This is a genomic window from Amycolatopsis sp. 505 (assembly GCF_031625235.1).
GTDB lineage: Bacteria > Actinomycetota > Actinomycetes > Mycobacteriales > Pseudonocardiaceae > Amycolatopsis.
In genome coordinates this window covers 60,228-79,428 of sequence record NZ_JACKQP010000022.1, presented here as the reverse complement: position 1 = coordinate 79,428, position 19,201 = coordinate 60,228, and the positions used below count along the sequence as shown (strand labels likewise).

Below are 19,201 nucleotides of genomic sequence, written 5' to 3'. Positions count from 1 at the left end.
CGCTACTACAACCACCACCGGCTGCACTCCACCAACGGCCACAACACCCCAGCCGAAACCCGAACCAACTATCGTCAGGCCCCGGCTGCCTGAAAACCCCGTGTCCGCCTCACCGGGGCAACTCCACGTGATTGAAGGGTCGACACGGCCGGACTCGCCGGGCCCCGCCGTGTCGACCTCCCAATCACGCGTGTCGACCTCCCAATCACGCGTGCTGACCCTTCCCGCACACGACGAAGGGGCCCCGGCTGGTTGGCCGGGGCCCCTTCTGCGGCGTCGTGGTGGTCAGTGGGAGTACTGCTCGTTCATGATCAGGAACGCGCCCAGGCCGTGGAAGTCGTTGGTCTTGCGGGCCCGGGCGTAGTAGTACGACAGGTCGCCGACGTTGGTGCCTTCGCAGATGTCCGTGATGTTCGTCAGCCCGTCCGAGCCGAGGGACACCTTCTTCAGCACTCCGGCGTACCCGCGATCCGCCACCGCCTGGTAGGACGCCGGGAGGTAGCCGCGCTGGACGCCGCGGGCCATCGTGAACGTGTACATCGAGGACGCCGACGTCTCCAGCCAGTTCTTCGCGTCGCCGCCGCGGTCGACCACCTGGTACCAGCGGCCCGTCGAGGCGTCCTGGTAGCGCTGGTAACCCGCCGCCAGGAAGCGGATGACGTCGACCAGGGCCGCCCGGCGCGGGTGGTCGGCCGGCAGGACCTCGAGGATGTCGATGGTCGCCATGCCGAACCAGCCGATCGCGCGCGCCCAGTGGTACTTCGAGTGGTGCCCGGATCCGGACGCCCACGACTCCGAGCCGTCCTCGTCGTAGGCGTGGTACAGCAGGCCCTTCGCCGGTTCGCGCAGGTGGCTGAAGTACACGACGATGTTCTTCGCCGCCTCTTCGAAGCAGTAGCCGCCGTCGCCGAACGCCGCGCCGTACAGGGCGAGGAACGGCTGGGCCATGTAGACGCCGTCGCCCCACAGCTGGCCGACCTTGCTGGTCGCGTGGAACATGCCGCCGTCGGACGTGCGGGGGTAGGACGGGAACCGCTTGCGCAGCTGGTCGGCCGCCGTCTTGTACTTCTTGCGGCCCGTCTCGCCGTACAGCAGTGGCAGCATCTGGCACGAGCGCATCGAGTCCAGGTTGGTGAAGCTGTTGGAGATGCCGCTGTCGGTGATGAACCGGTCGTACCAGGCGATGATGTAGTCGAGGTACTTCTTCTCGCCGGTGCGCTTGTAGAAGAGGTACTGCCCGTAGAGGTAGAGGCCCAGGGTGTAGCCCCAGCCGCCGATCTTGTCGGGTGTGTAGCGCTTCATCGTCGAATCGATCACGGCACGTGACCAGTCCGGCGGCGGCGCCGCGCCGCCGATCGGGGGCAGCTGGTCCGCCGCCCGCGCCAGGGGACCCGCCGCGGCGAGTGCGCCCAGGGCGCCGAGCGTGCCGGCCAGGACCGCGCGCCGGGTCGGGCGAAGGGGATGTTCGGACATCGTCGTCCCTTTCGTGCACTGGCCCCGCGACGCGGTGAAAAGGTGGCCGGGATGCCGATCCGCCGTCCGTCGGCATCCCGACCAGCTCTGGGGGGCGCGGCGTGCTGCCCGTGTCGCCGGAGCGATGGTCTGGTGAGCGAAAGCGCTCTCGGGGAAACATCTACTCGCCTCCCGGAGCCGACGTCAAGAGAGATCAGATCTCTTGCGTCATATATCAGATATTTAACCCGAACGGCGGCAACATCGATGTACCGGCCAGCGAAACTCCGCGGAAAGGTCGGATGTAAGTCTTGACCAGCGCTGTTCGTGAGGAGTACACCACCGGGTGGACCAGACCACTGGAGGTCGTCAATGGCAGACAGGTTCCTCCGCAAGGTGCTCGTCGCGTGCGCGGCGGCGCTGGCGGTGTCCGGGCTCATCGCCGCGCCGGCTTCGGCCGATCTGCAGAAACCCTCCCAGCAGTGGCTGCGCGACAGCCAGGCCGGGCTGTTCCTGCACTGGGGCATGCGCACGGCACCCGGCTACACCAGTTGCAGCGCCTGGGAAAAGGCGATCACCGACGGCGGGTGGAGTCCCGCCTACTGGGTCACCGAAGCCGAGAAGCTGCACGCGTCCTACCTCGTGCTCGCCTCCTTCCACAGCCGCCTCGGCTACTCGCGGGCCTGGCCGTCGAAGATCCCCGGCAGCTGCAGCACCAAGCGGGACTTCCTCGGCGAGCTGATCGCCGCCGCGAAGGCCCGCGGGCTCAAGGTCATCCTCTACATGACCAACGACGCCCAGTGGCACGACGAGGGCGGCCACGAGTGGCTCGACTCGGCCGGTTACTCGAAGTACAAGGGCAAGGACGTCGACCTCGACAGCCAGAGCGGCTTCGGCCAGTTCAGCTACGACAACTTCTTCGAGGTCATGAAGAACTACCCGGACCTCGGCGGCTTCTGGATCGACAACGACAACGCCTACTGGGAGTCGCACGACCTCTACCAGCAGATCTACCAGCAGCGCCCGGACTACCTGCTGAGCAACAACAACGAAGACACCCCGATCATGGACACGATCAGCAACGAGCAGAAGACCGGCATGACGCCGTCGTACGACTACCCGCAGGCGACGTACACGGCGATGCCCCGGCTCACCGAGGCGTGCTTCAAGCTCCCCGACACCGGTTCGTGGTGGTACGGCGGCTCGAACCCGCCGGTGAACAAGATGCTCAACCTCGGCCGGCTCATCACGAACTCGGGCTCGTCGATCAAGTCGCTGATGGCGGAAACGGCCATGGTGAACGGCAAGTTCCCGGCGAACCAGGAAGCGTTCAACAACTTCGCGAAGACGTACCTGGACGCGATCTGGGAGTCCCTCGGCGGCACCGAAGGCGCCGGGTACATGTACGGCGGCATGCAGCCGGGCTTCTGGAACGACGGCGCCCACGGCGTCATCACCATCAAGGGCGACACGCAGTACGTGCACGTCCTGACCAAGCCGTCGGGGAGCACGCTCAAGATCCGCGACAACGGCTACCGCGTCCGCCGCGTCACGAACCTGCGCACCGGCGCGGCGATCTCGTTCGGCCAGGGCGGCGGCAGCCTGACCTTGACCGGACTGTCCGGCTGGGACACCTACGACACGGTGTTCAAGGTCGAGACGGCGGGCCGCACCGGCACGTACGACCCGAAGACCGTGACGCTCAAGGCGAGCGCGTCCGCCAGTGGCCACAGTGGACAGGCGGCGAGCGACGGCAGCTACCTGACCTACTTCGACAACAACAAGACGCTCCCGGTCAACCTGGACTACGACCTCGGGGCGGCGAAGAAGGTGCAGTACCTCGGGATCAACCAGCGGGAGGACTCGGTCAGCTACGCCCGGTCGGACAGTGAACAGTCGGCGCGGATCAAGGCGTACAAGGTGTTCGTGTCGAGCGACGGCAAGGACTGGGGCAGCGCGGTGAAGTCCGGGACGCTGCCGAGCCACCGCGGCGTCCAGTTCGTCGACCTCTCCGCGGTGACCGCCCGGTACGTCCGGCTCCAGGTGACGAGCACGTACGCGGCGTCGAGCGACAGTTCGCGCTACAAGCGGCTGCGGATCGACGAGACCTGGGTGGGCTCGGACTACGCGACCGCGGCGGGCTGAGCCGGACAGACCGCCCAGCCGCCCCCGAACGCGGCTGGGCGGCCCGTTCCTCAGGTCCGCTCGGCCAGCAGGTCCACGGCCAGCGCCGCGGTCCAGCTGAACGAGCGGGTGCCGTGCCCGGCCCCGGTCAGCGGGTCGACGTACTCGGCGAAGCCGGTCTGCGCGGCCGTCTCGACGAGGTCCTCGCGCAGCCGGGCGGCGAGGGCGGACTCGCCGTGACGCAGCAGGCCCTGCCGGACCAGCCAGCCGACGTTGAACCAGGACGGCCCGCGCCAGTAGCGGCCCGGGTCGAAGCCCGGCGCGGTCAGGTCGTAGCTCGGGACGCCGTGCACCCGGCCGAGCCGGAAGCGCGGACCGGTCGCCGTCTCCAGCAGGGCGGGGGCGACCGCCAGGTCCGGCAGCACGAGCGGCAGCAGGCCCGCGCACGTGTATTCGCGGATCAGCGAGCCGGTGCGGACGTCCCGGGCGAAGAAGAAGCCGTCGTCCCACAACGTTTCCTGCAACGCCTTTTCGAGGCGGGCCGCGGCCTCCCGGTGCGCGCCCGAAGGCAGGCCGAGTTCCTCGGCGATCTCGGCCAGCGCCAGCTCGGCGTCGGCCAGCAGGGCGTTGAAGCCGGGATCTTCCACGACGAACTCGCCGGCGTCGGAGTAACCGCTGTCCCGGTAGGCGGCGGCGAGCCGGACGTACCGGCCGTAGTCGTCGTCGCTCGGCCGGTCGCCGGCCTCGCCGTGCTCGAGGTCGCGGCGGACGAACCCGGTGGCGAGCGGGACCCGGGACAGTGGCTCGTCCCAGGCCGGGCTGTTGTCCATGCCGGACTCCCACGGGTGCACGATCGCCACCAGCCCGCGCCCGCCCGCGTCGCGGCCGGTCCGCAGGTAGTCGTGCCAGGCCACCAGCTTCGGGTACAGCGTGGCGAGGAACTCCCGATCGGGCGCGGTCTCGTGCACCGCGAGCACCGCGCGGGCGTGCACCGGCGGCTGGACCAGGCCCGACGTCCGCCCGGCCTGCCAGAACGACGGCCCGGGGAAGTACGCCTCGGGCGGCGTCCCCGGATCGAACACGATGTGCGGGACGCGGCCGTCGGCCCACTGCGCTTCGAACAGCGTCACCAGCTCGCGCCGCGCCCGCTCGGGGGAGAGGTGGCGCAGGCCGAGGGTGATGAAAGCGGAGTCCCAGCTCCACTGATGCGGGTAGAGCCCGCGTGAGGGCACGGTCGACGCGCCGAGCCAGTTACCCGCCAGGACCTCGGCCGCACGCCCCCATGTTACGTTCATATGTCCAATCTATCTCCGACTTGTGTCTTGTCAATGGACAAAAGTCCGAAGGGGGCCGCGGGATGACCAGCGCCGGCGAGCTGTTGCGGCTGGTCCGGACGGGGGAGGCGACCACGCGGAAGGCCCTGCAGGGGCGCAGCGGGCTGTCGCGTTCGACGCTGACCGCGCGCCTGGACCGGCTCCAGGCGGCCGGGCTGCTCGCCGAGGGCGGTCAGGAGGACTCCACCGGCGGCCGCCCCGCGCGGCAGCTGCGGTTCGACGAGCAGCACGCCGTCGTCCTCGCCGCGAGTATCGACACGACGCACGCCGAGGCGGCCGTCACCGACCTGGCCGGGCGGGTCCTGGCCCGCCGCGCGGGGGAGCTGCGCGTCGCCGACGGCCCGGAGCCGGTGCTCGACCGGATCGCGGAGTGGTTCGAGAAGCTGCGGGCGTCGGTGGACCGGCCGGTGTGCGGCGTGGGTGTTTCGGTGCCGGGCCCGGTGGAGCCCGGTCGTGCCCGGGTGACGCAGCCGCCGATCATGCCGGGCTGGGACGGCTACCCGATCGACCACCACCTGGGCGCGCGCTTCGGCGCCCCGGTGCTGGTGGACAACGACGCGAACCTGATGGCGCTGGGCGAGCACCGCGCCCGCTATCCGGACTCGGCGGCCCTGGTCGTCGTGAAGGTGTCGACCGGCATCGGCGCCGGCCTGGTCCTCGGCGGCGAGGTGTACCGCGGGATCGACGGCGGCGCGGGCGACATCGGCCACATCCGCCTCCCGGAGCACCCGGAGGCGCAGTGCCTGTGCGGTTCCCGCGGCTGCCTGGCGGCCGTCGCCGGCGGCGGGGCGCTGGCGGCCCGCTTGACGGAGCTGCGCCTGCCGACGGCGTCGGGTTCGGGGGTCCGCGACCGGATCGCGGCGGGCGAGCCGGCCGCTATCCGGCTCGCCGAAGTGGCGGGCCGCCAGGTGGGGGAGGTGCTGGCGACGCTGGTGTGCGTGGTCAACCCGGGAGTGGTGGTGATCGCGGGGGACCTCGCGGAGCCGCACTTCGTGGCGGGTGTCCGCGAGGTGCTGTACCGCAGGGCGCTGCCCCGGGCGACGCAGAACCTGCGCGTGGAAATCGGCGGCCGCGGCGAAGGAATGGCACTGGCCGGCGCGGTCGCGATGGTCGTCGACGCGGTGTTCGCCCCCGCGGAGGTGGACCGGCGGCTGGCGTGACGGCCGAACTGCCGTCACCGCCGGACTGTCCCGAGTGGACGGAGCAACCTACTTTGGTAGGTGGCGCCCGCCCGGGTCGCGTGGTCCGCGGCCCCGGCACGAATCAGACCAACCGCGCATCGAACACCATTCCTCGCGTTTTCGCCGCGACAAATCGGATTTCCGTACCACCGTCAACGCCCGGCGAATTCCTGGCCAGATAACGGTTCCGCAAGCACTTCCGCGCGAGTGGAACACCGATCTAGTCTCACCCGGTGTTCCAAGGCCCATTTTCTGGGGGCCGCATTCGAAGAGGGAGATTTCTGTGCGAAGAAGCTCCACCCTGCTCCTTTCGCTCGCGGTGGTGGGTGGCCTGACCGGCACCCTGCCGGCGACGGCGTCCGCGCAGGGGCGTCAGGACATCCCGCAGTCCCACCCGTTGTGGGCGAACGCGCAGGCGAAGGTCGCCGACACGGCGCCCGCCGCGAAGCTGAGCTTCCGGGTCTACCTGAACCAGCGCGACAACGCCGGTGCCGAGGCGCTGGCCCAGGCCGTTTCCGACCCGGACAGCAAGGCCTACCGCCAGTACCTGAGCCCCGACCAGGTGCGTGACCGCTTCGCGGCCAGTGACGCGACGGTGAACGCCGTCAAGGCGTGGCTGACCGGCAGCGGCTTCAGCATCGGCGAGATCCCGTCGAACAAGGCGTACGTCGAGGCCACCGGCACCGCGGCCCAGACGGAGAACGCGTTCGCCGTCGACCTCGGCAAGTACCGGGTCAAGGGCCAGACGCTGCGCGCCGCCGACAAGAACCTGTCGGTGCCGGCGAACCTGGCCGGGGACGTGCTCGGCGTGGTCGGCGTCGACCAGGCGACCAACCTGTTCAAGCCGGACCACGCGACCGGCTCCGGCACGCCGTCGGACGTCGCGCCCGGGCCCGGGTTCCGCAACGCGCCGCCGTGCAGCGCCTACTACGGCGAGAAGATCGACACCACCGATCCCGCCTACAACGGCAAGCAGCTGCCGTACGCCCCCTGCGGCTACACCCCGGCGCAGCTGCGGTCGGCCTACGGTATCGACAAGGTCGGCGCCGACGGCAAGGGCACCACGATCGCCATCGTGGACGCCTTCGCCTCGCCGACCATCTACGCCGACGCGAGCACGTACGCCAAGAAGAACGACCCGGCGCACCCGCTCAAGCAGAGCCAGTTCAAGCAGCACGTCTTCCCGGCGAACCCGGTTCTCGAGCCGCCGGACCAGTGCGACGCGGCCGGCTGGTACGGCGAGGAGACCCTCGACGTCGAGGCCGCGCACGGCCTCGCGCCGGGTGCGGACATCCTCTACGTCGGCGGCGAATCCTGTGAGGACAACGCCCTCGACGTGGCGCTGAACTACGTGATCGCCGGCCACAAGGCCGACATCGTGTCGAATTCCTACGGCGACACCGGCGAGGACATCCCGGCCGACGAGGTCAAGGTGTTCAACCAGATCTCGCTGCAGGCGGTCCTCGAGGGCATCGGCGTCTACTTCTCCTCGGGCGACAACGGTGACGAGGTCGCGCGCCTCGGCACGCCGTCGCCGGACTTCTCCGCGTCGGCGCCGTGGATCACCGCGGTCGGCGGCACGTCCATCGCCATCGGCAAGGACGGCAAGAGGATCTTCGAGACCGGCTGGGAGACCAGCAAGTCGACGCTGACCAACGGCGTCTACGGCCCGGCCGCCTACACCAGCGGTTCCGGCGGTGGCACGAGCCGGCTGTTCGCGCAGCCCTTCTACCAGAAGGGTGTCGTGCCGGACGCGCTGGCGAAGAAGAACCAGACCGGCAACAACAAGGGCCGCGTGGTCCCGGACATCTCCGCGGTCGGCGACCCGAACACCGGTTTCCTGGTCGGCCAGACGCAGACCTTCCCGGAGGGTGCGCACTACGACCAGTACCGGATCGGCGGCACGAGCCTCGCGTCGCCGGTGTTCGCCGGCATCATGGCGGTGGCCGACAGCTTCGACCACTTCCACCACGGCTTCATCAACCCGGTGATCTACAAGCTGACGTCCCGCACGCCGGCGATCACCGACGTGAAGCACGTGGACGCCGCGGTGGCCCGCGTCGACTACGCGAACTCGGTCGACGCCTCGGACGGCCTGCTCCGCTCGGTCCGCACGCTGGACTACCAGGGCCTGACCATCCACACCACCCCCGGCTACGACGACGTGACGGGGCTCGGCACGCCGAACGGCCTGCTGTTCCTGCTGCTCGTCTAGGGCACAACCCCGGTGAAGGCCACGTCGGAGCTTCCGGCGTGGCCTTCACGGCGTTCCGGCGGCGAGCGGGATGACCGCGGTGACCGTCGTACCCCCGCCCCCGCTGGCCACGCCGAGGTCGCCGCCCAGCGCCTGCACCCGGTCGCGCAGCCCGGCCAGCCCCGTGCCGCCCTCGGCGTCCGCGCCGCCGACACCGGCGTCGGTCACCTCGACCCGCAGCTCCGCCCCCGCCACCTCGATCCGCACGTCGGCGCGGTCGGTCCGGGCGTGCTTCAGCGCGTTGGTCAGCGCCTCCGACGTCACGAAGTACGCCGTCGCCTCCACCGCCGCGTCCAGGCGCGGGACCGTGCCGACGGTCAGCGCCACCTCCATCGGGATCCGGTCGGCCAGCGACCGGACCGCCGCGACCAGGCCCGCCTCGGTGAGGATCGCCGGGCGGATGCCCCTCGCCAGCTCGCGCAGCTCGGTGATCGCCGTCTGCAGCTCGTCGACCGCGCCGGTGAGCAGGGTGCGGATCTCCGGCGGCAGCCCGTCCCCGGAGCGGCGTCCGGCCATCCGCAGCAGCAGCACCACGCTGACGAGCCGCTGCTGGGCGCCGTCGTGCAGGTCGCGCTCGAGCCGGCGGCGTTCCTCGTCGCCGGCCGCGACCAGCCGGGCCCGCGACGCGCGCACCTCGGCCAGCCGCTGCTCCAGCTCCGCGGTGAGCCGCTGGTTGTCCAGCACCAGGCCGGCGGCCGCGTTGAGCGCGTCGATCGACCGGCTGTCCTTCCACACCTCGTCGTCCTGCACCAGCGCGGCCAGGCCGGTGCCGTCGCGCTCCAGCAGCAGCCGGATCATCTCGGCGTTGCCGACCCGGGCCCGCATCACCCCGGTCAGGAACGCCAGCGGCCACAGGCAGAACAGGATCCGGTACGCCTGCAGCAGCGGCCCGGACAGCGGGTGGGCGTCGCCGAGCGCCGTGCCCACCCCCGAGGTCAGCGCGCCGGCCAGGGCGATGACCACCACCGGCGACAGCAGCCGCCGCTGCGGCAGCCGCCCGCTCAGCCACCGGTAGAGGAGCACGACGATGACGCCCGCGCTGATCGCCGTCGCGGCCAGGTCCAGCACCCGGTCGGCGAAGGCACCGCTGCCCGGCCGGAGCGCCAGCAGGTCGCGCGGGTCGTCGTCGACCAGCAGCCCGACCAGGCCCGAGCCGAGCACCACCAGATAGGCCGCGGCGACCAGCAGCCGCTCCCACCGCGAGCGGAGGCGGCCGTGCGGGAAGGCGAGCACCAGGTGCGCGATCACCGGGCTGGACGCGGCGCGCAGCGGGACGGCGATCGTGTACAGCACTGGGTTGCGCGTGAACTGCAGGTCTTCGAGGAACAGCGCGACGCCGGCCAGGGCGATGAGCACCCCGATCGGGTTGGCCGGGCGCCGCACGTGCGCGACCGCGCCCGCGAGCAGGAAGAGGAACCCGGTGGTGGTGCTGAGCGCGGTGTCGAGCGCCGAGTGCGTGCCGTCGCCGGCTTTGAGCGTCAGCGCGACGCTGCCGAGCGCGCAGCCGGCGGTCAGGAGCCCCGTCATCACCGATGTCCGCGGGTGCTGCACGTCGACGACCCTCCCGGTGGGCCTTGGCGGGTGTGTGAAGCAGTCCGGCAACGGCTAACCGTGATTCGTCCGTTCGGGCCGTCGCGTTACACCACGCGGCTGCGCTTTAGGGTGATCGGGACAGGAGGCTGGACATGAGCGGACGCGGCCTGGGTGCGGACGTCTTCGGCGGGCGGATGCCGGCCGGCGGGCGGGACCTGGCGATCGAAACCCACGGCATCAAGCCGGTGCCGGAGGACAACCGGTTCGGCCGCCCGTGGCGGCTGTTCAGCGTGTGGTTCGCGCCGAACCTGACGATGACGGCGGTGTTCACCGGCACCCTCGCGGCGTCGCTCGGCCTCGGGTTCTGGACGGGCCTGGCCGCGATGCTCGCCGGCACCGTGCTCGGCTCGCTGCCGGTGGCGTACCTGTCGACGTGGGGCCCGCGCACCGGCACCGGCCAGCTCCCGCTGGCCCGGCTGCCCTTCGGGGGCGGCGTCGTGCTGCCCGGCCTGGTGCAGTGGCTCGGCTCGATCGCCTGGGACGCGCTGGTCGGCCTGTTCGGCGGCGAGGCCCTCGCCGAGCTGACCGGGCTGCCGTTCTGGGCGGCGGTGCTGATCGTGCTGGTGCTGCAGTGCGCGCTCGGGGTGTTCGGCTACGCGCTGATCCACCGCGTGCAGGCGGTGATGAGCGTGCTGCTGGTGCTGGCGTTCGCCGCGCTGGCCGTGAAGGTCCTTTCCGGACACCCGATCGCCGTCGCCGACACCGCGTCCGGCGCCGACCTGGCGGGCGGCGTCGTGCTGTTCACGACGATCACGTTGTCGCTGGCGATCTCGTGGGCGCCCTACGCGTCGGACTTCAGCCGCTACCTGCCGGTGTCCGTGTCGTCGCGGGCGGTCTTCTGGGCGACGCTGCTCGGCCTCGTCGGGTCGTACGCGATCGGCGAAGGCCTCGGGCTCGCGCTGGGATCGTCGCTGGGCGACCACACGACGTCCGGGATCGCCCAGCTGCTCGGCGGCGGCTTCATGGGCGCGCTGGCGCTGGCGGTGATCGCGCTGGCGGCGGTGTCGTCGAACGCGATGAACGACTACAGCGGCTCGCTGGCGTTGCAGACGGTCGGCGTCCGGCTGCGGCGTCCGGTGTCGGCGGTGGTCGTCACGGTGCTGGCGTTCGCGCTGATCCTCTGGATGCACAGCGGTGATCTGTCGGCGAAGTTCGAGAACGTGCTGCTGTTCGTCTCGTACTGGATCCCGCCGTTCCTCGGCGTGGTGGTCCCGGACTGGCTCGCCCGCACCCGCGGCGGCCGGCGCGTCGACGTCCTGGCGTCGGGGTCCGTGCGTCCCTGGGCGGCGGTGGTGGCCTTCGTCGTGGGGTTCGGCGCCGCGGTGCCGTTCATGAACACGTCCCTCTACACCGGACCGGTCGCGGCGGCGCTGCACGGCGCGGACCTCGCGTACTACGTCGGCCTCGTCGTTTCGCTGGCAGCGTATTACGCGCTTCGCGGCCGCTCTTCGGTTGACCTCGAGTAATGTAGAGGTTTCACGATGGTGTGGTACCCCTCGAAGGAGGAACCATGCCCACCGCACTCGTCACCGGCGCCTCGGCCGGGCTGGGCCGCGCGCTCGCGGCCGCCCTGGTCCATCGCAAGTGGACAGTCATCGGCGACGCCCGCGACGCGGCCGCGCTGGCCGCCGCCGCTCGCGAGGACGGCTTCACGGCCATCCCCGGCGACGTCACCGACCCGGCGCACCGTGCCTCGCTGGCCGAGGCCTGCCCTTCGCTCGACCTGCTCGTCAACAACGCGAGTTCTCTGGGCGTCAGCCCGCTGCCGCCGCTGGCCCGCTATCCCTTGGGTGCTTTGGAAGACGTCTACCGCGTCAACGTCTTCGCGCCGCTGGCCCTGATGCAGCTGCTGCGGCCCGAGGTCGTGATCAACGTCAGCTCCGACGCGGCCGTGGAGGCGTACGAGGGCTGGGGCGGCTACGGCTCGGCGAAGGCGGCGCTCGACCAGCTGACCGCCGTCCTGGGGGTGGAGAACCCGGTCCGGTCGGTGTACGCCGTCGACCCGGGCGACCTGCGCACGGCCATGCACCAGCGCGCGTTCCCCGGCGAGGACATCTCGGACCGGCCGCTGCCGTCGTCGGCGGTCCCGGCGTTCCTGCGCTTGCTGGACGAGCGCCCGCCGAGCGGCCGCTACCGCGCGGCCGACCTCCTGGTGCCGGCATGAACGTCCGGTTCGACCTCCCCGCGGACCTGTCGGCCTCGGCCCCGCCGGAGGCCCGCGGCCTGGCCCGCGACGAGGTCCGCCTGCTGGTGGCATCGCCGTCGGGCGTCCACCACACGGCGTTCCGGTCGCTGGGCGAGCACCTGCGGCCGGGGGACGTCCTGGTGGTCAACACCTCGGGCACGCTCCCGGCGGCGATCGACGCACTCCGGGCAGGCCGCCCGGTCGTGGTCCACTTCGCGACATCGTCGGACGACGGTTCGTGGATCGTGGAGCTGCGCGCCCCGGGAGGCCCGTTGCTCGACGGCCGCCCGGGGGAGCGCCTCGCGCTGGCCGGCGACGCGACGCTGACGCTGCTGGCCCCGGTGGTCCCGGGAGTGGCCCGGTTGTGGCGGGCTTCGGTGTCGGTGGACGTGCGGTCGTTGCTCGAGGCGGAGGGCCGGCCGATCCGCTACGGGTACGTGCCGCGGGCGTGGCCGCTGGCGGCCTACCAGACGGCGTTCGCCCGCGAGCCGGGAAGCGCGGAGATGCCCTCGGCGGCCCGGCCGTTCACGCCGGAGCTGGTGACTCGCTTGGTGACGGATGGCGTGCTGTTCGCGCCGCTCCTGCTGCACACGGGTGTGTCGTCGCCGGAGGCGGCCGAGCCACCCCAGGCGGAGCGTTTCCGCGTGCCCTCGACGACGGCGGCGCTGGTCTCGTGGGTCCGGGAGCGGGGAGGCCGGGTGATAGCGGTGGGCACGACGGCGGCCCGGGCGCTGGAGTCGGCGGCGTCGGGTGGTGAGCTGCACGCGGCGTCGGGCTGGACGGAGCTGGTATTGGGACCGGACCGCCCGGCGCGGGTGGTGGACGGGATCGTCACGGGCCTGCACGCCCCGGAGGCTTCGCATTTGTTGCTGCTGGAGGCGGTGGCGGGGGCGGAGGTCGTTCAGCGGGCTTATGACGCTGCGGTGGAGGAGCGGTACTTGTGGCACGAGTTCGGTGACGTGTCCCTGCTGTTGCGCCACTGATCGGGCTCTTTGCAGCTCTCGCTGGCCCACCACCCCGAAGCTCGATTGTCACTACGGCCGGTGGTACCGCGTCAAGGCGGGAAAGCGTGCCTTGACCCGGCACCACCGGCCGTGTTCTGGCTTCGGATCGGGGTGGCGGGGGAGGCCTGGGTGGGGTGCCGGTTTGGGCGCCAGCGTGCCGTTCGGGCCGTTGAGGCAGTCGCGCAAGGCGCTCCGGCTTCGCCGGAGCCCTACCGGAGAAGGTGGGGTTGCTCTCGCGCGGCGGCGCGCCGGCGGGGTCCGCAGTGTCGCGAATGACTCATTCGGGACCTCGGACGTCCCGAATGAGTCATTCGCGACCTTCGAGGAGCGCCCGCACCAGCCCTCAAACATCCCCACCGCGCCCAGGGGGGCGTCCCCAGGTCCAGCCTACCGGCCACCCCCGCCGAAAAGTCCGGAAAGTCCGCCTCAAGCTGAGGTTGTCCACAGCCCCTCCACCCTGTGGACAACCCGGCCCAGACCGCTACTGACCAGCCTCGACCCGCCGCCGTGAGCGCACCAGCCCGGCGATCACCACCGCCGCGATCCCCAGGCCGACTCCGCTGACGATCGAGGCCACCAGACTGGCCGTTCCCGTCGCCAGGCCGAACGCGCCGCCCAGGTACACCGGGATCGATATCGCCACCGGCAGCCAGTTGCGCAGCAGGAACGCCCGGTCCGACGCCACCCACAGCACCAGGGCCACCGCCGCGCCGGTGATCACCGGGATCGCCCAGACGACGGCGCTGGTCAGCGCGTCCATTCCGAGTGACCGGAGCCACTCGAACGACGCCTGGCCCAGCCCGATGAACAACACGACCAGCGCCACGCGGACGCCGGCGGCTCCCTGGCCCCTGCTCGTCATGTCTTCCTCCCGAATCCGTGGTCCACCTGTACCACGTTCGGGTGACGCCGGCGGTTGCCCGTTATGACACTTTCTTCGAACCGGGTACCGAGTCAGAACACGATGCCGGCGCCGTTGCAGAGCTTCGGCCACGAGCTGATGTTGGTCGTCGCGGCCACCTGGACGGCGACCTTTCCCTTGGGAATGGACACCGCCGGGTACACGTCGGCCGTGAGCGTGATGTCGCCGTTGGCGATGTTGTCGAACTTGTGCGACGCGACGACCGGGCCGCCCGGGCCGTTGAACACGTTCACCGTGACCTGGTGGTCCCCGGTGATCTTGCCGCCGACGTTGCGCAGGTTGGCGTAGATGTTGACGATCTTCCAGTTGCCGCCGTCGGACTGGGCGTTCACCCAGCCTTCCGCGTTGTTGGCTTCGGTCGGCGAGACGCGCGTGCTGCACTTGGCGTGCCAGTCCGGGTTGTCATCGGCCAGCGCCGCCGGCGCCGCCGTCAGCAGTGCCGCCACGGTCACTGTGAGGATCGATACGGTGCGTTTCACAGGCCCTCCCCTGAATCGGTGATGATCTTCGTCCCCGAACGTAATAGAAGTCGGCCGCCACTCGTGATGATTTGGCTCACAAGACCAATTTCGGGTTAATCAGTTTCGGGGAGGTGGCTAGCGGCGGCCGACGGCGATGTCAAGAAATCTCACCGGGTGTCCCGGGATGCGGATGGCTATGCGCCTGAGTGGGTGACCGTGCGAACCTCCCCCGGACACCGACGAAAGGCGATGCTGACGTGCGCACCCCTCGGAGATTCCTGGCCTCGGCGCTGGCCGCCCTGACCGTCGTGGGCGTGCTCGCGGGCTGTTCGCGCGCCGACAGCGCCGCCGCCCCCGCCGCCAATGAGGGCGCCGCGGCCGAAGTCCGCGTCGGGTTCTTCCCGAACGTCACGCACGCGCCCGCGCTCATCGGCGTCAAGAAGGACTTCTTCAAGAACGAGCTCGGCTCGACCAAGCTCACCACCCAGACCTTCAACGCCGGGCCCGACGAGGTCAACGCCCTGCTCGGCAACTCCCTCGACGTCGCCTTCATCGGCTCCGGCCCGGCGATCAACGCCTTCACCAAGTCCAAGGGCACCATCCAGCTGATCTCCGGCGCCGTCTCGGGCGGCGCGCAGCTCGTCGTCAAGCCGGACATCACCAGTGTCGAGGGGCTCAAGGGCAAGAACCTCACGACGCCGCAGCTGGCCAACACCCAGGACGTCGCGCTCAAGAAGTTCCTGGCCGGGAAGCAGCTGACCGGCCAGGTCAAGATCACCACGATGGACAACCCGAAGACGCTCGACGCCTTCAAGAAGGGCGAGGTCGACGGCGGCTGGCTGCCCGAGCCGTGGGCGTCCCGGCTGGTCCTCGACGCCGGCGCGAAGGTCCTGGTCGACGAGAAGACGCTGTGGCCCGGCGGCCGCTTCCCGACCACCGTCGTCATCGTGCGCAGCGAGTTCCTGCAGCAGCACCCGGACACCGTCCGCGCACTGCTCAAGGGGGAGCTCGCCGCCATCGACTGGGCCAAGACCAACCCGGCGGACGCGAAGACCGTGGTCAACGGCGCGCTCAAGGAGCTGGCCGGCAGTACCCTGAGCGCAGCGGTCCTGGACCGCGCGTTCTCCGGCATCGAACTGACCACCGACCCGGTCGCGTCGGCGTTCCCCCAGCTCGCTCAGGACTCGGTCACCGCAGGGGTCGTGAAGTCGGCCGTCGCGCTCAAGGGCTTCGCCGACTTCGGTGCCCTCAACGAGGTGCTGAAGGCGCAGAACCAGCCCGCCGTCGTAGCTCCCGAACTGACCAAGTGAGAGGCAGCCAGCGATGACCACGACCCTCCCGACCGGCCGCACCAGTTTCACCGGCGCGGCAGCGGTGCGTCTCGACGGTGTCCGCAAGACGTTCGGCACGGCCGGCCGCGCGGTCGTCGCGCTCGACAGCGTGGACCTGACGGTCGCGCCCGGCGAGTTCGTCTGCCTGCTCGGCGCGTCCGGTTGCGGCAAGAGCACGCTGCTGAACCTGGTCGCCGGGCTGGACGCGCCGTCGGCGGGGGAGATCACGCTCAACACGTCGCGGCCCGCGGTGATGTTCCAGGAAGCCGCGCTGATGCCGTGGCTGACCGCGGCCCGCAACGTCGAACTGCCGCTGCGGCTGGCCGGCTTCGGGCGCGCCGAGCGGCGCGAAAAGGCCGCCGAGCTGCTGGAACTCGTCCGGTTGAACGGTGCGGGGAACAAGCGGCCGCACGAGCTGTCCGGCGGGATGCGGCAGCGGGTCGCGCTGGCCCGCGCCCTGGCCGCGACGCTGCGCGTCGGCGGCGACCCGGAACAGTCGCTCCTGCTGATGGATGAGCCGTTCGCCGCGCTCGACGCCATCACCCGCGACGTCCTGCAGGGCGAGCTGCTGCGCGTCTACCGCAGCACCGGCACGTCCGTGCTGTTCGTGACCCACGACGTGCGCGAAGCGGTCCGGCTCGGCCAGCGCGTGGTGCTCCTGTCGTCGCGGCCCGGGCGGGTCGTGCGCGAGTGGGCGGACGTGCCGCTCGCCGACGCCGAGGAGCTGACCGAGGAAATCACCGGACACCTGCGCGAGGTGATCAGCACCCATGCCGCAGCTTGACCGGTCCGCCGAAGCCGACCTGGACGCGGTCGGCGCCGGACTGGATTCGCTCGACGCCCCCGTCGGCGAACGCCGTCCCAGCTTCTGGAAGCGCTTCGCCTGGGGGTTCCTGCCGCCGGTGGGCGCGCTGGTCCTGCTGATCGTCGTCTGGCAGGTTCTCTGGGCGGCGGCCTTCTGGCCCGAGACCCAGCTGCCCGCGCCGCTGTCGGTCTGGGACGAGTTCTGGGAGCGCGTCGTCACCGGCGACGTTTTCGAGTTCGTCTGGACGTCGGTGCACCGCGCCGCGCTCGGCTTCGTCGCCGGAGTGGTCATCGGTACCCCGCTCGGCCTGGTCGTGGCGAAGGTCCGCGTGGTCCGCGCGGCGATCGGGCCGCTGCTGACCGGGCTGCAGAGCCTGCCGTCGGTCGCCTGGGTCCCGGCCGCGATCCTGTGGTTCGGGATCAACGACGGGGCGATCTACTTCGTCGTCCTGCTCGGCTCGGTGCCGTCGATCGCGAACGGGCTGGTGTCCGGGATCGACCAGATCCCGCCGATCCTCCCGCGCGTCGGCCAGGTGATGGGCGCGAACCGGCTCGCCTCGGCCCGGCACATCCTGCTGCCCGCCGCGCTGCCGGGCTTCCTGGCCGGGCTCAAGCAGGGCTGGGCGTTCTCCTGGCGCTCGCTGATGGCGGCCGAGCTGATCGCCCTGTCCCCGCAGCTGGGGGTCGGCCTCGGTGCCTACCTGAACCAGGGGTCATCGCTCAACAGCATCGAGAAGGTCATCGCGGCGATCTTCCTGATCCTGCTGGTCGGCGTGGGGATCGAGCTGCTGGTGTTCCGCCCGCTGGAGCGCGCGGTGCTGCGGGCGCGTGGGCTGACTTCATCGCTTTAGGAATTTTGTCGAAGCCGGGTTGCCGGCGTCGACGTCTCCTTCGATCGTGTTCGAGCGAAGGAGTGAGCGATGGTGGTCGCGGTACTGGTGGCTTCGGTGGCGGCGTTCGTGGTGAGCGCGGCCTGGTACCTGGCGTTCGGGCGGGTCTGGGCCCGCTTGAGCCCGGCGGGCGCGGCCGCGTCGTCGCCGTGGCGGATGGGCGCGGAGTTCGTGCGGACCCTGGTGCTGGTGACGGCGTTCGCGCTGCTCGCCGGCGCGGTCGGGGTGGACGGCGTTCCCGGTGCGCTGGGGTTGGCGCTGCTGGTGTGGGCCGGGTTCCCGGCGGTGATCCTGGCGGGCTCGGTGCTGCACGAGCGGGTGCCGGTGGGCCTGGCGGCGTTGCACGCGGGCGACTGGCTGGTGAAGATCGCGGTGGTGGCGGTCCTGCTGGGGGTGTGGCGATGACGGCGCTGCTGCTCGACGGGATCGCGTTCGGCGAATCCCCGCGCTGGCACGACGGGCGGCTCTGGTTCGCCGACTGGCTGGCCCACGAGATCGTGGCGGTCTCCCCGGCGGGCGAGCGCGAACCGGTGTTCCGCGCGGACTTCCCGACGATGCCGATGTGCTTCGACTTCCTCGGCGGGCAGCCGCTGATCGTGTCTTCGTCGGACGGTCTCCTGCTGCGGCTCTCGGAGTCCGGCTTGACGACCCACACGGACCTGGGCGGCAGCGGGTTCAACGAAATAGTGACCACCCGCGCCGGAGGCAGCTACGTCAACGGCGGCGGCTTCGACCTGATGTCCGGAGAGCCGTACCGCCCGGGAGCGATCCGGTACGTCGACCCGGGAGGCACGGTCCGCACGGTGGCGGAGAACATCGCCTTCGGCAACGGCATGGCCCTGACCCCGGACGGCTCGACGCTGATCGTGGCCGAGTCGTACGCAAACCGCCTGACAGCCTTCACGGTGCATCCGGACGGCGGCCTGGCGAACCGCCGGGTGTGGGCGGACCTCGGCGAAGGGGTACCGGACGGCATCGCGCTGGACGCCTCGGGCGCGGTCTGGGTGTCGGACGTGCCCCACCGGTCTTGCACTTTGGTTCGGGAGGGCGGGGAGGTCGTGGAGAGGCTGACTTTCGACCGCGGGTGCTTTGCGTGTGCGTTGAGTGAGGACACGTTGTATGTGGTGGTTCAGGAGTGGCGCGGTTTGGCGGGGGTGGGGGAGGGGGAGCGGACGGGGCAGATCCTGACCCACCCGGTGTCCGTGGGGCGCGCTTAGTTGTCCACGACGGGGCCCCGGAGGGGGTGGGGTGTGGGTGCCTGCGCTCGCCGAAGGTCGCGAATGACTCATTCGGGACGTCCGAGGTCCCGAATGAGTCATTCGCGGCGCCGCAGGCGCGCCGCCGTGCGCGAGTCGCCCGACTTTGCCGGGGCTCTGCCTGGGCGGATCCGGGTGCCCACCACCCCGAAGCCGGGATTGTCACTACGGCCGGTGGTGCCGGGTCAAGGCGGGAAAGCGTGCCTTGACCCGGCGCCACCGGCCGTGTTTGGGCTTCGGATCGGGGTGGTGGGGGAGGTCTGGGTGGGTGCGGGTCTGGGCGTCCGCGTGCCGTTCCGGTTGGTGAGGCAGCTGAAACGGCGCCCGGCTGCGCCGGGTCCGGTCGGTGCCCACCACCCCGAAGCTCGATTGTCACTACGGCCGGTGGTGCCGCGTCAAGGCGGGAAAGC

General features: G+C 70.9%; 16 protein-coding genes. 11 read left to right on the top strand and 5 right to left on the bottom strand.

The window, feature by feature from the left end; all coding sequences use genetic code 11:
• Window positions 1–285 precede the first annotated feature (285 nt).
• Entirely contained in the window at window positions 286–1,473 is a 1,188-nt protein-coding gene (locus H5965_RS45735; protein ID WP_310977592.1) for a glycoside hydrolase family 88 protein, read from the bottom strand.
• Window positions 1,474–1,824: 351 nt separating this feature from the next.
• Between H5965_RS45735 and H5965_RS45730 the strand changes: the two genes are divergently transcribed.
• A complete protein-coding gene (locus H5965_RS45730) occupies window positions 1,825–3,597 on the top strand; it encodes an alpha-L-fucosidase (RefSeq protein WP_310977591.1) in 1,773 nt (590 codons plus the stop codon).
• 50 nt (window positions 3,598–3,647) lie between these two features.
• On the opposite strand, the gene H5965_RS45725 is transcribed toward H5965_RS45730, so the two are convergent.
• The gene (locus tag H5965_RS45725) at window positions 3,648–4,871 is read right to left on the bottom strand and encodes an MGH1-like glycoside hydrolase domain-containing protein (protein ID WP_310977590.1); all 1,224 of its coding nucleotides are present in this window, start codon (window positions 4,869–4,871) and stop codon (window positions 3,648–3,650) included.
• A 62-nt stretch (window positions 4,872–4,933) separates the two neighbouring features.
• Here H5965_RS45725 and H5965_RS45720 point away from each other — a divergent pair, with 62 nt between their 5' ends.
• A complete protein-coding gene (locus H5965_RS45720; protein ID WP_310977589.1) occupies window positions 4,934–6,070 on the top strand; it encodes an ROK family protein in 1,137 nt (378 codons plus the stop codon).
• A 304-nt stretch (window positions 6,071–6,374) separates the two neighbouring features.
• Window positions 6,375–8,306: a S53 family peptidase gene (locus tag H5965_RS45715; protein WP_310977588.1), complete on the top strand. Its 1,932-nt coding sequence runs from the start codon at window positions 6,375–6,377 to the stop codon at window positions 8,304–8,306.
• Between the two features lie 45 nt (window positions 8,307–8,351).
• Here the strand turns inward: H5965_RS45715 and H5965_RS45710 are convergent, their stop codons facing one another.
• Window positions 8,352–9,872 (bottom strand): sensor histidine kinase, encoded by a 1,521-nt coding sequence (locus H5965_RS45710; RefSeq protein ID WP_310977587.1) that lies wholly within the window; start codon window positions 9,870–9,872, stop codon window positions 8,352–8,354.
• Between the two features lie 158 nt (window positions 9,873–10,030).
• On the opposite strand from H5965_RS45710, the gene H5965_RS45705 reads away from it, so the two are divergent.
• From H5965_RS45705 to H5965_RS45695, 3 genes are read left to right on the top strand one after another with little or no spacing between them, the layout of a single operon-like run.
• Window positions 10,031–11,404 (top strand): cytosine permease, encoded by a 1,374-nt coding sequence (locus H5965_RS45705; protein ID WP_310977586.1) that lies wholly within the window; start codon window positions 10,031–10,033, stop codon window positions 11,402–11,404.
• Window positions 11,405–11,448: 44 nt separating this feature from the next.
• The gene (locus H5965_RS45700) at window positions 11,449–12,102 is read left to right on the top strand and encodes an SDR family NAD(P)-dependent oxidoreductase (RefSeq protein ID WP_310977585.1); all 654 of its coding nucleotides are present in this window, start codon (window positions 11,449–11,451) and stop codon (window positions 12,100–12,102) included.
• On the top strand, window positions 12,099–13,106 hold the full coding sequence (locus H5965_RS45695; protein WP_310977584.1) for an S-adenosylmethionine:tRNA ribosyltransferase-isomerase: 1,008 nt from the start codon (window positions 12,099–12,101) through the stop codon (window positions 13,104–13,106). Before H5965_RS45700 ends, H5965_RS45695 begins: the two co-directional genes overlap by 4 nt.
• 502 nt (window positions 13,107–13,608) lie before the next feature.
• Here H5965_RS45695 and H5965_RS45690 read toward each other — a convergent pair.
• Window positions 13,609–13,989 carry a hypothetical protein gene (locus H5965_RS45690; RefSeq protein ID WP_310977583.1) on the bottom strand — a complete coding sequence of 127 codons (381 nt, stop codon included), beginning with the start codon at window positions 13,987–13,989 and terminating at the stop codon, window positions 13,609–13,611.
• Window positions 13,990–14,081: 92 nt separating this feature from the next.
• Entirely contained in the window at window positions 14,082–14,528 is a 447-nt protein-coding gene (locus tag H5965_RS45685) for a hypothetical protein (protein ID WP_310977582.1), read from the bottom strand.
• Between the two features lie 239 nt (window positions 14,529–14,767).
• Here H5965_RS45685 and H5965_RS45680 point away from each other — a divergent pair, with 239 nt between their 5' ends.
• The 5 genes from H5965_RS45680 to H5965_RS45660 all read left to right on the top strand — a co-directional run bounded on the left by H5965_RS45680 (window position 14,768) and on the right by H5965_RS45660 (window position 18,752).
• Window positions 14,768–15,820 (top strand): ABC transporter substrate-binding protein, encoded by a 1,053-nt coding sequence (locus H5965_RS45680; RefSeq protein ID WP_310977581.1) that lies wholly within the window; start codon window positions 14,768–14,770, stop codon window positions 15,818–15,820.
• 13 nt (window positions 15,821–15,833) lie between these two features.
• Window positions 15,834–16,625 (top strand): ABC transporter ATP-binding protein, encoded by a 792-nt coding sequence (locus H5965_RS45675; RefSeq protein ID WP_310977580.1) that lies wholly within the window; start codon window positions 15,834–15,836, stop codon window positions 16,623–16,625.
• Window positions 16,612–17,496, top strand: coding sequence for an ABC transporter permease (locus H5965_RS45670; protein ID WP_310977579.1), 885 nt, complete (start codon window positions 16,612–16,614; stop codon window positions 17,494–17,496). Before H5965_RS45675 ends, H5965_RS45670 begins: the two co-directional genes overlap by 14 nt.
• A gap of 69 nt (window positions 17,497–17,565) precedes the next feature.
• A complete protein-coding gene (locus H5965_RS45665; protein ID WP_310977578.1) occupies window positions 17,566–17,940 on the top strand; it encodes a DUF1761 domain-containing protein in 375 nt (124 codons plus the stop codon).
• Complete coding sequence (locus H5965_RS45660) at window positions 17,937–18,752, top strand: SMP-30/gluconolactonase/LRE family protein (RefSeq protein ID WP_310977577.1); 816 nt, start codon at window positions 17,937–17,939, stop codon at window positions 18,750–18,752. Before H5965_RS45665 ends, H5965_RS45660 begins: the two co-directional genes overlap by 4 nt.
• Window positions 18,753–19,201 lie beyond the last annotated feature (449 nt).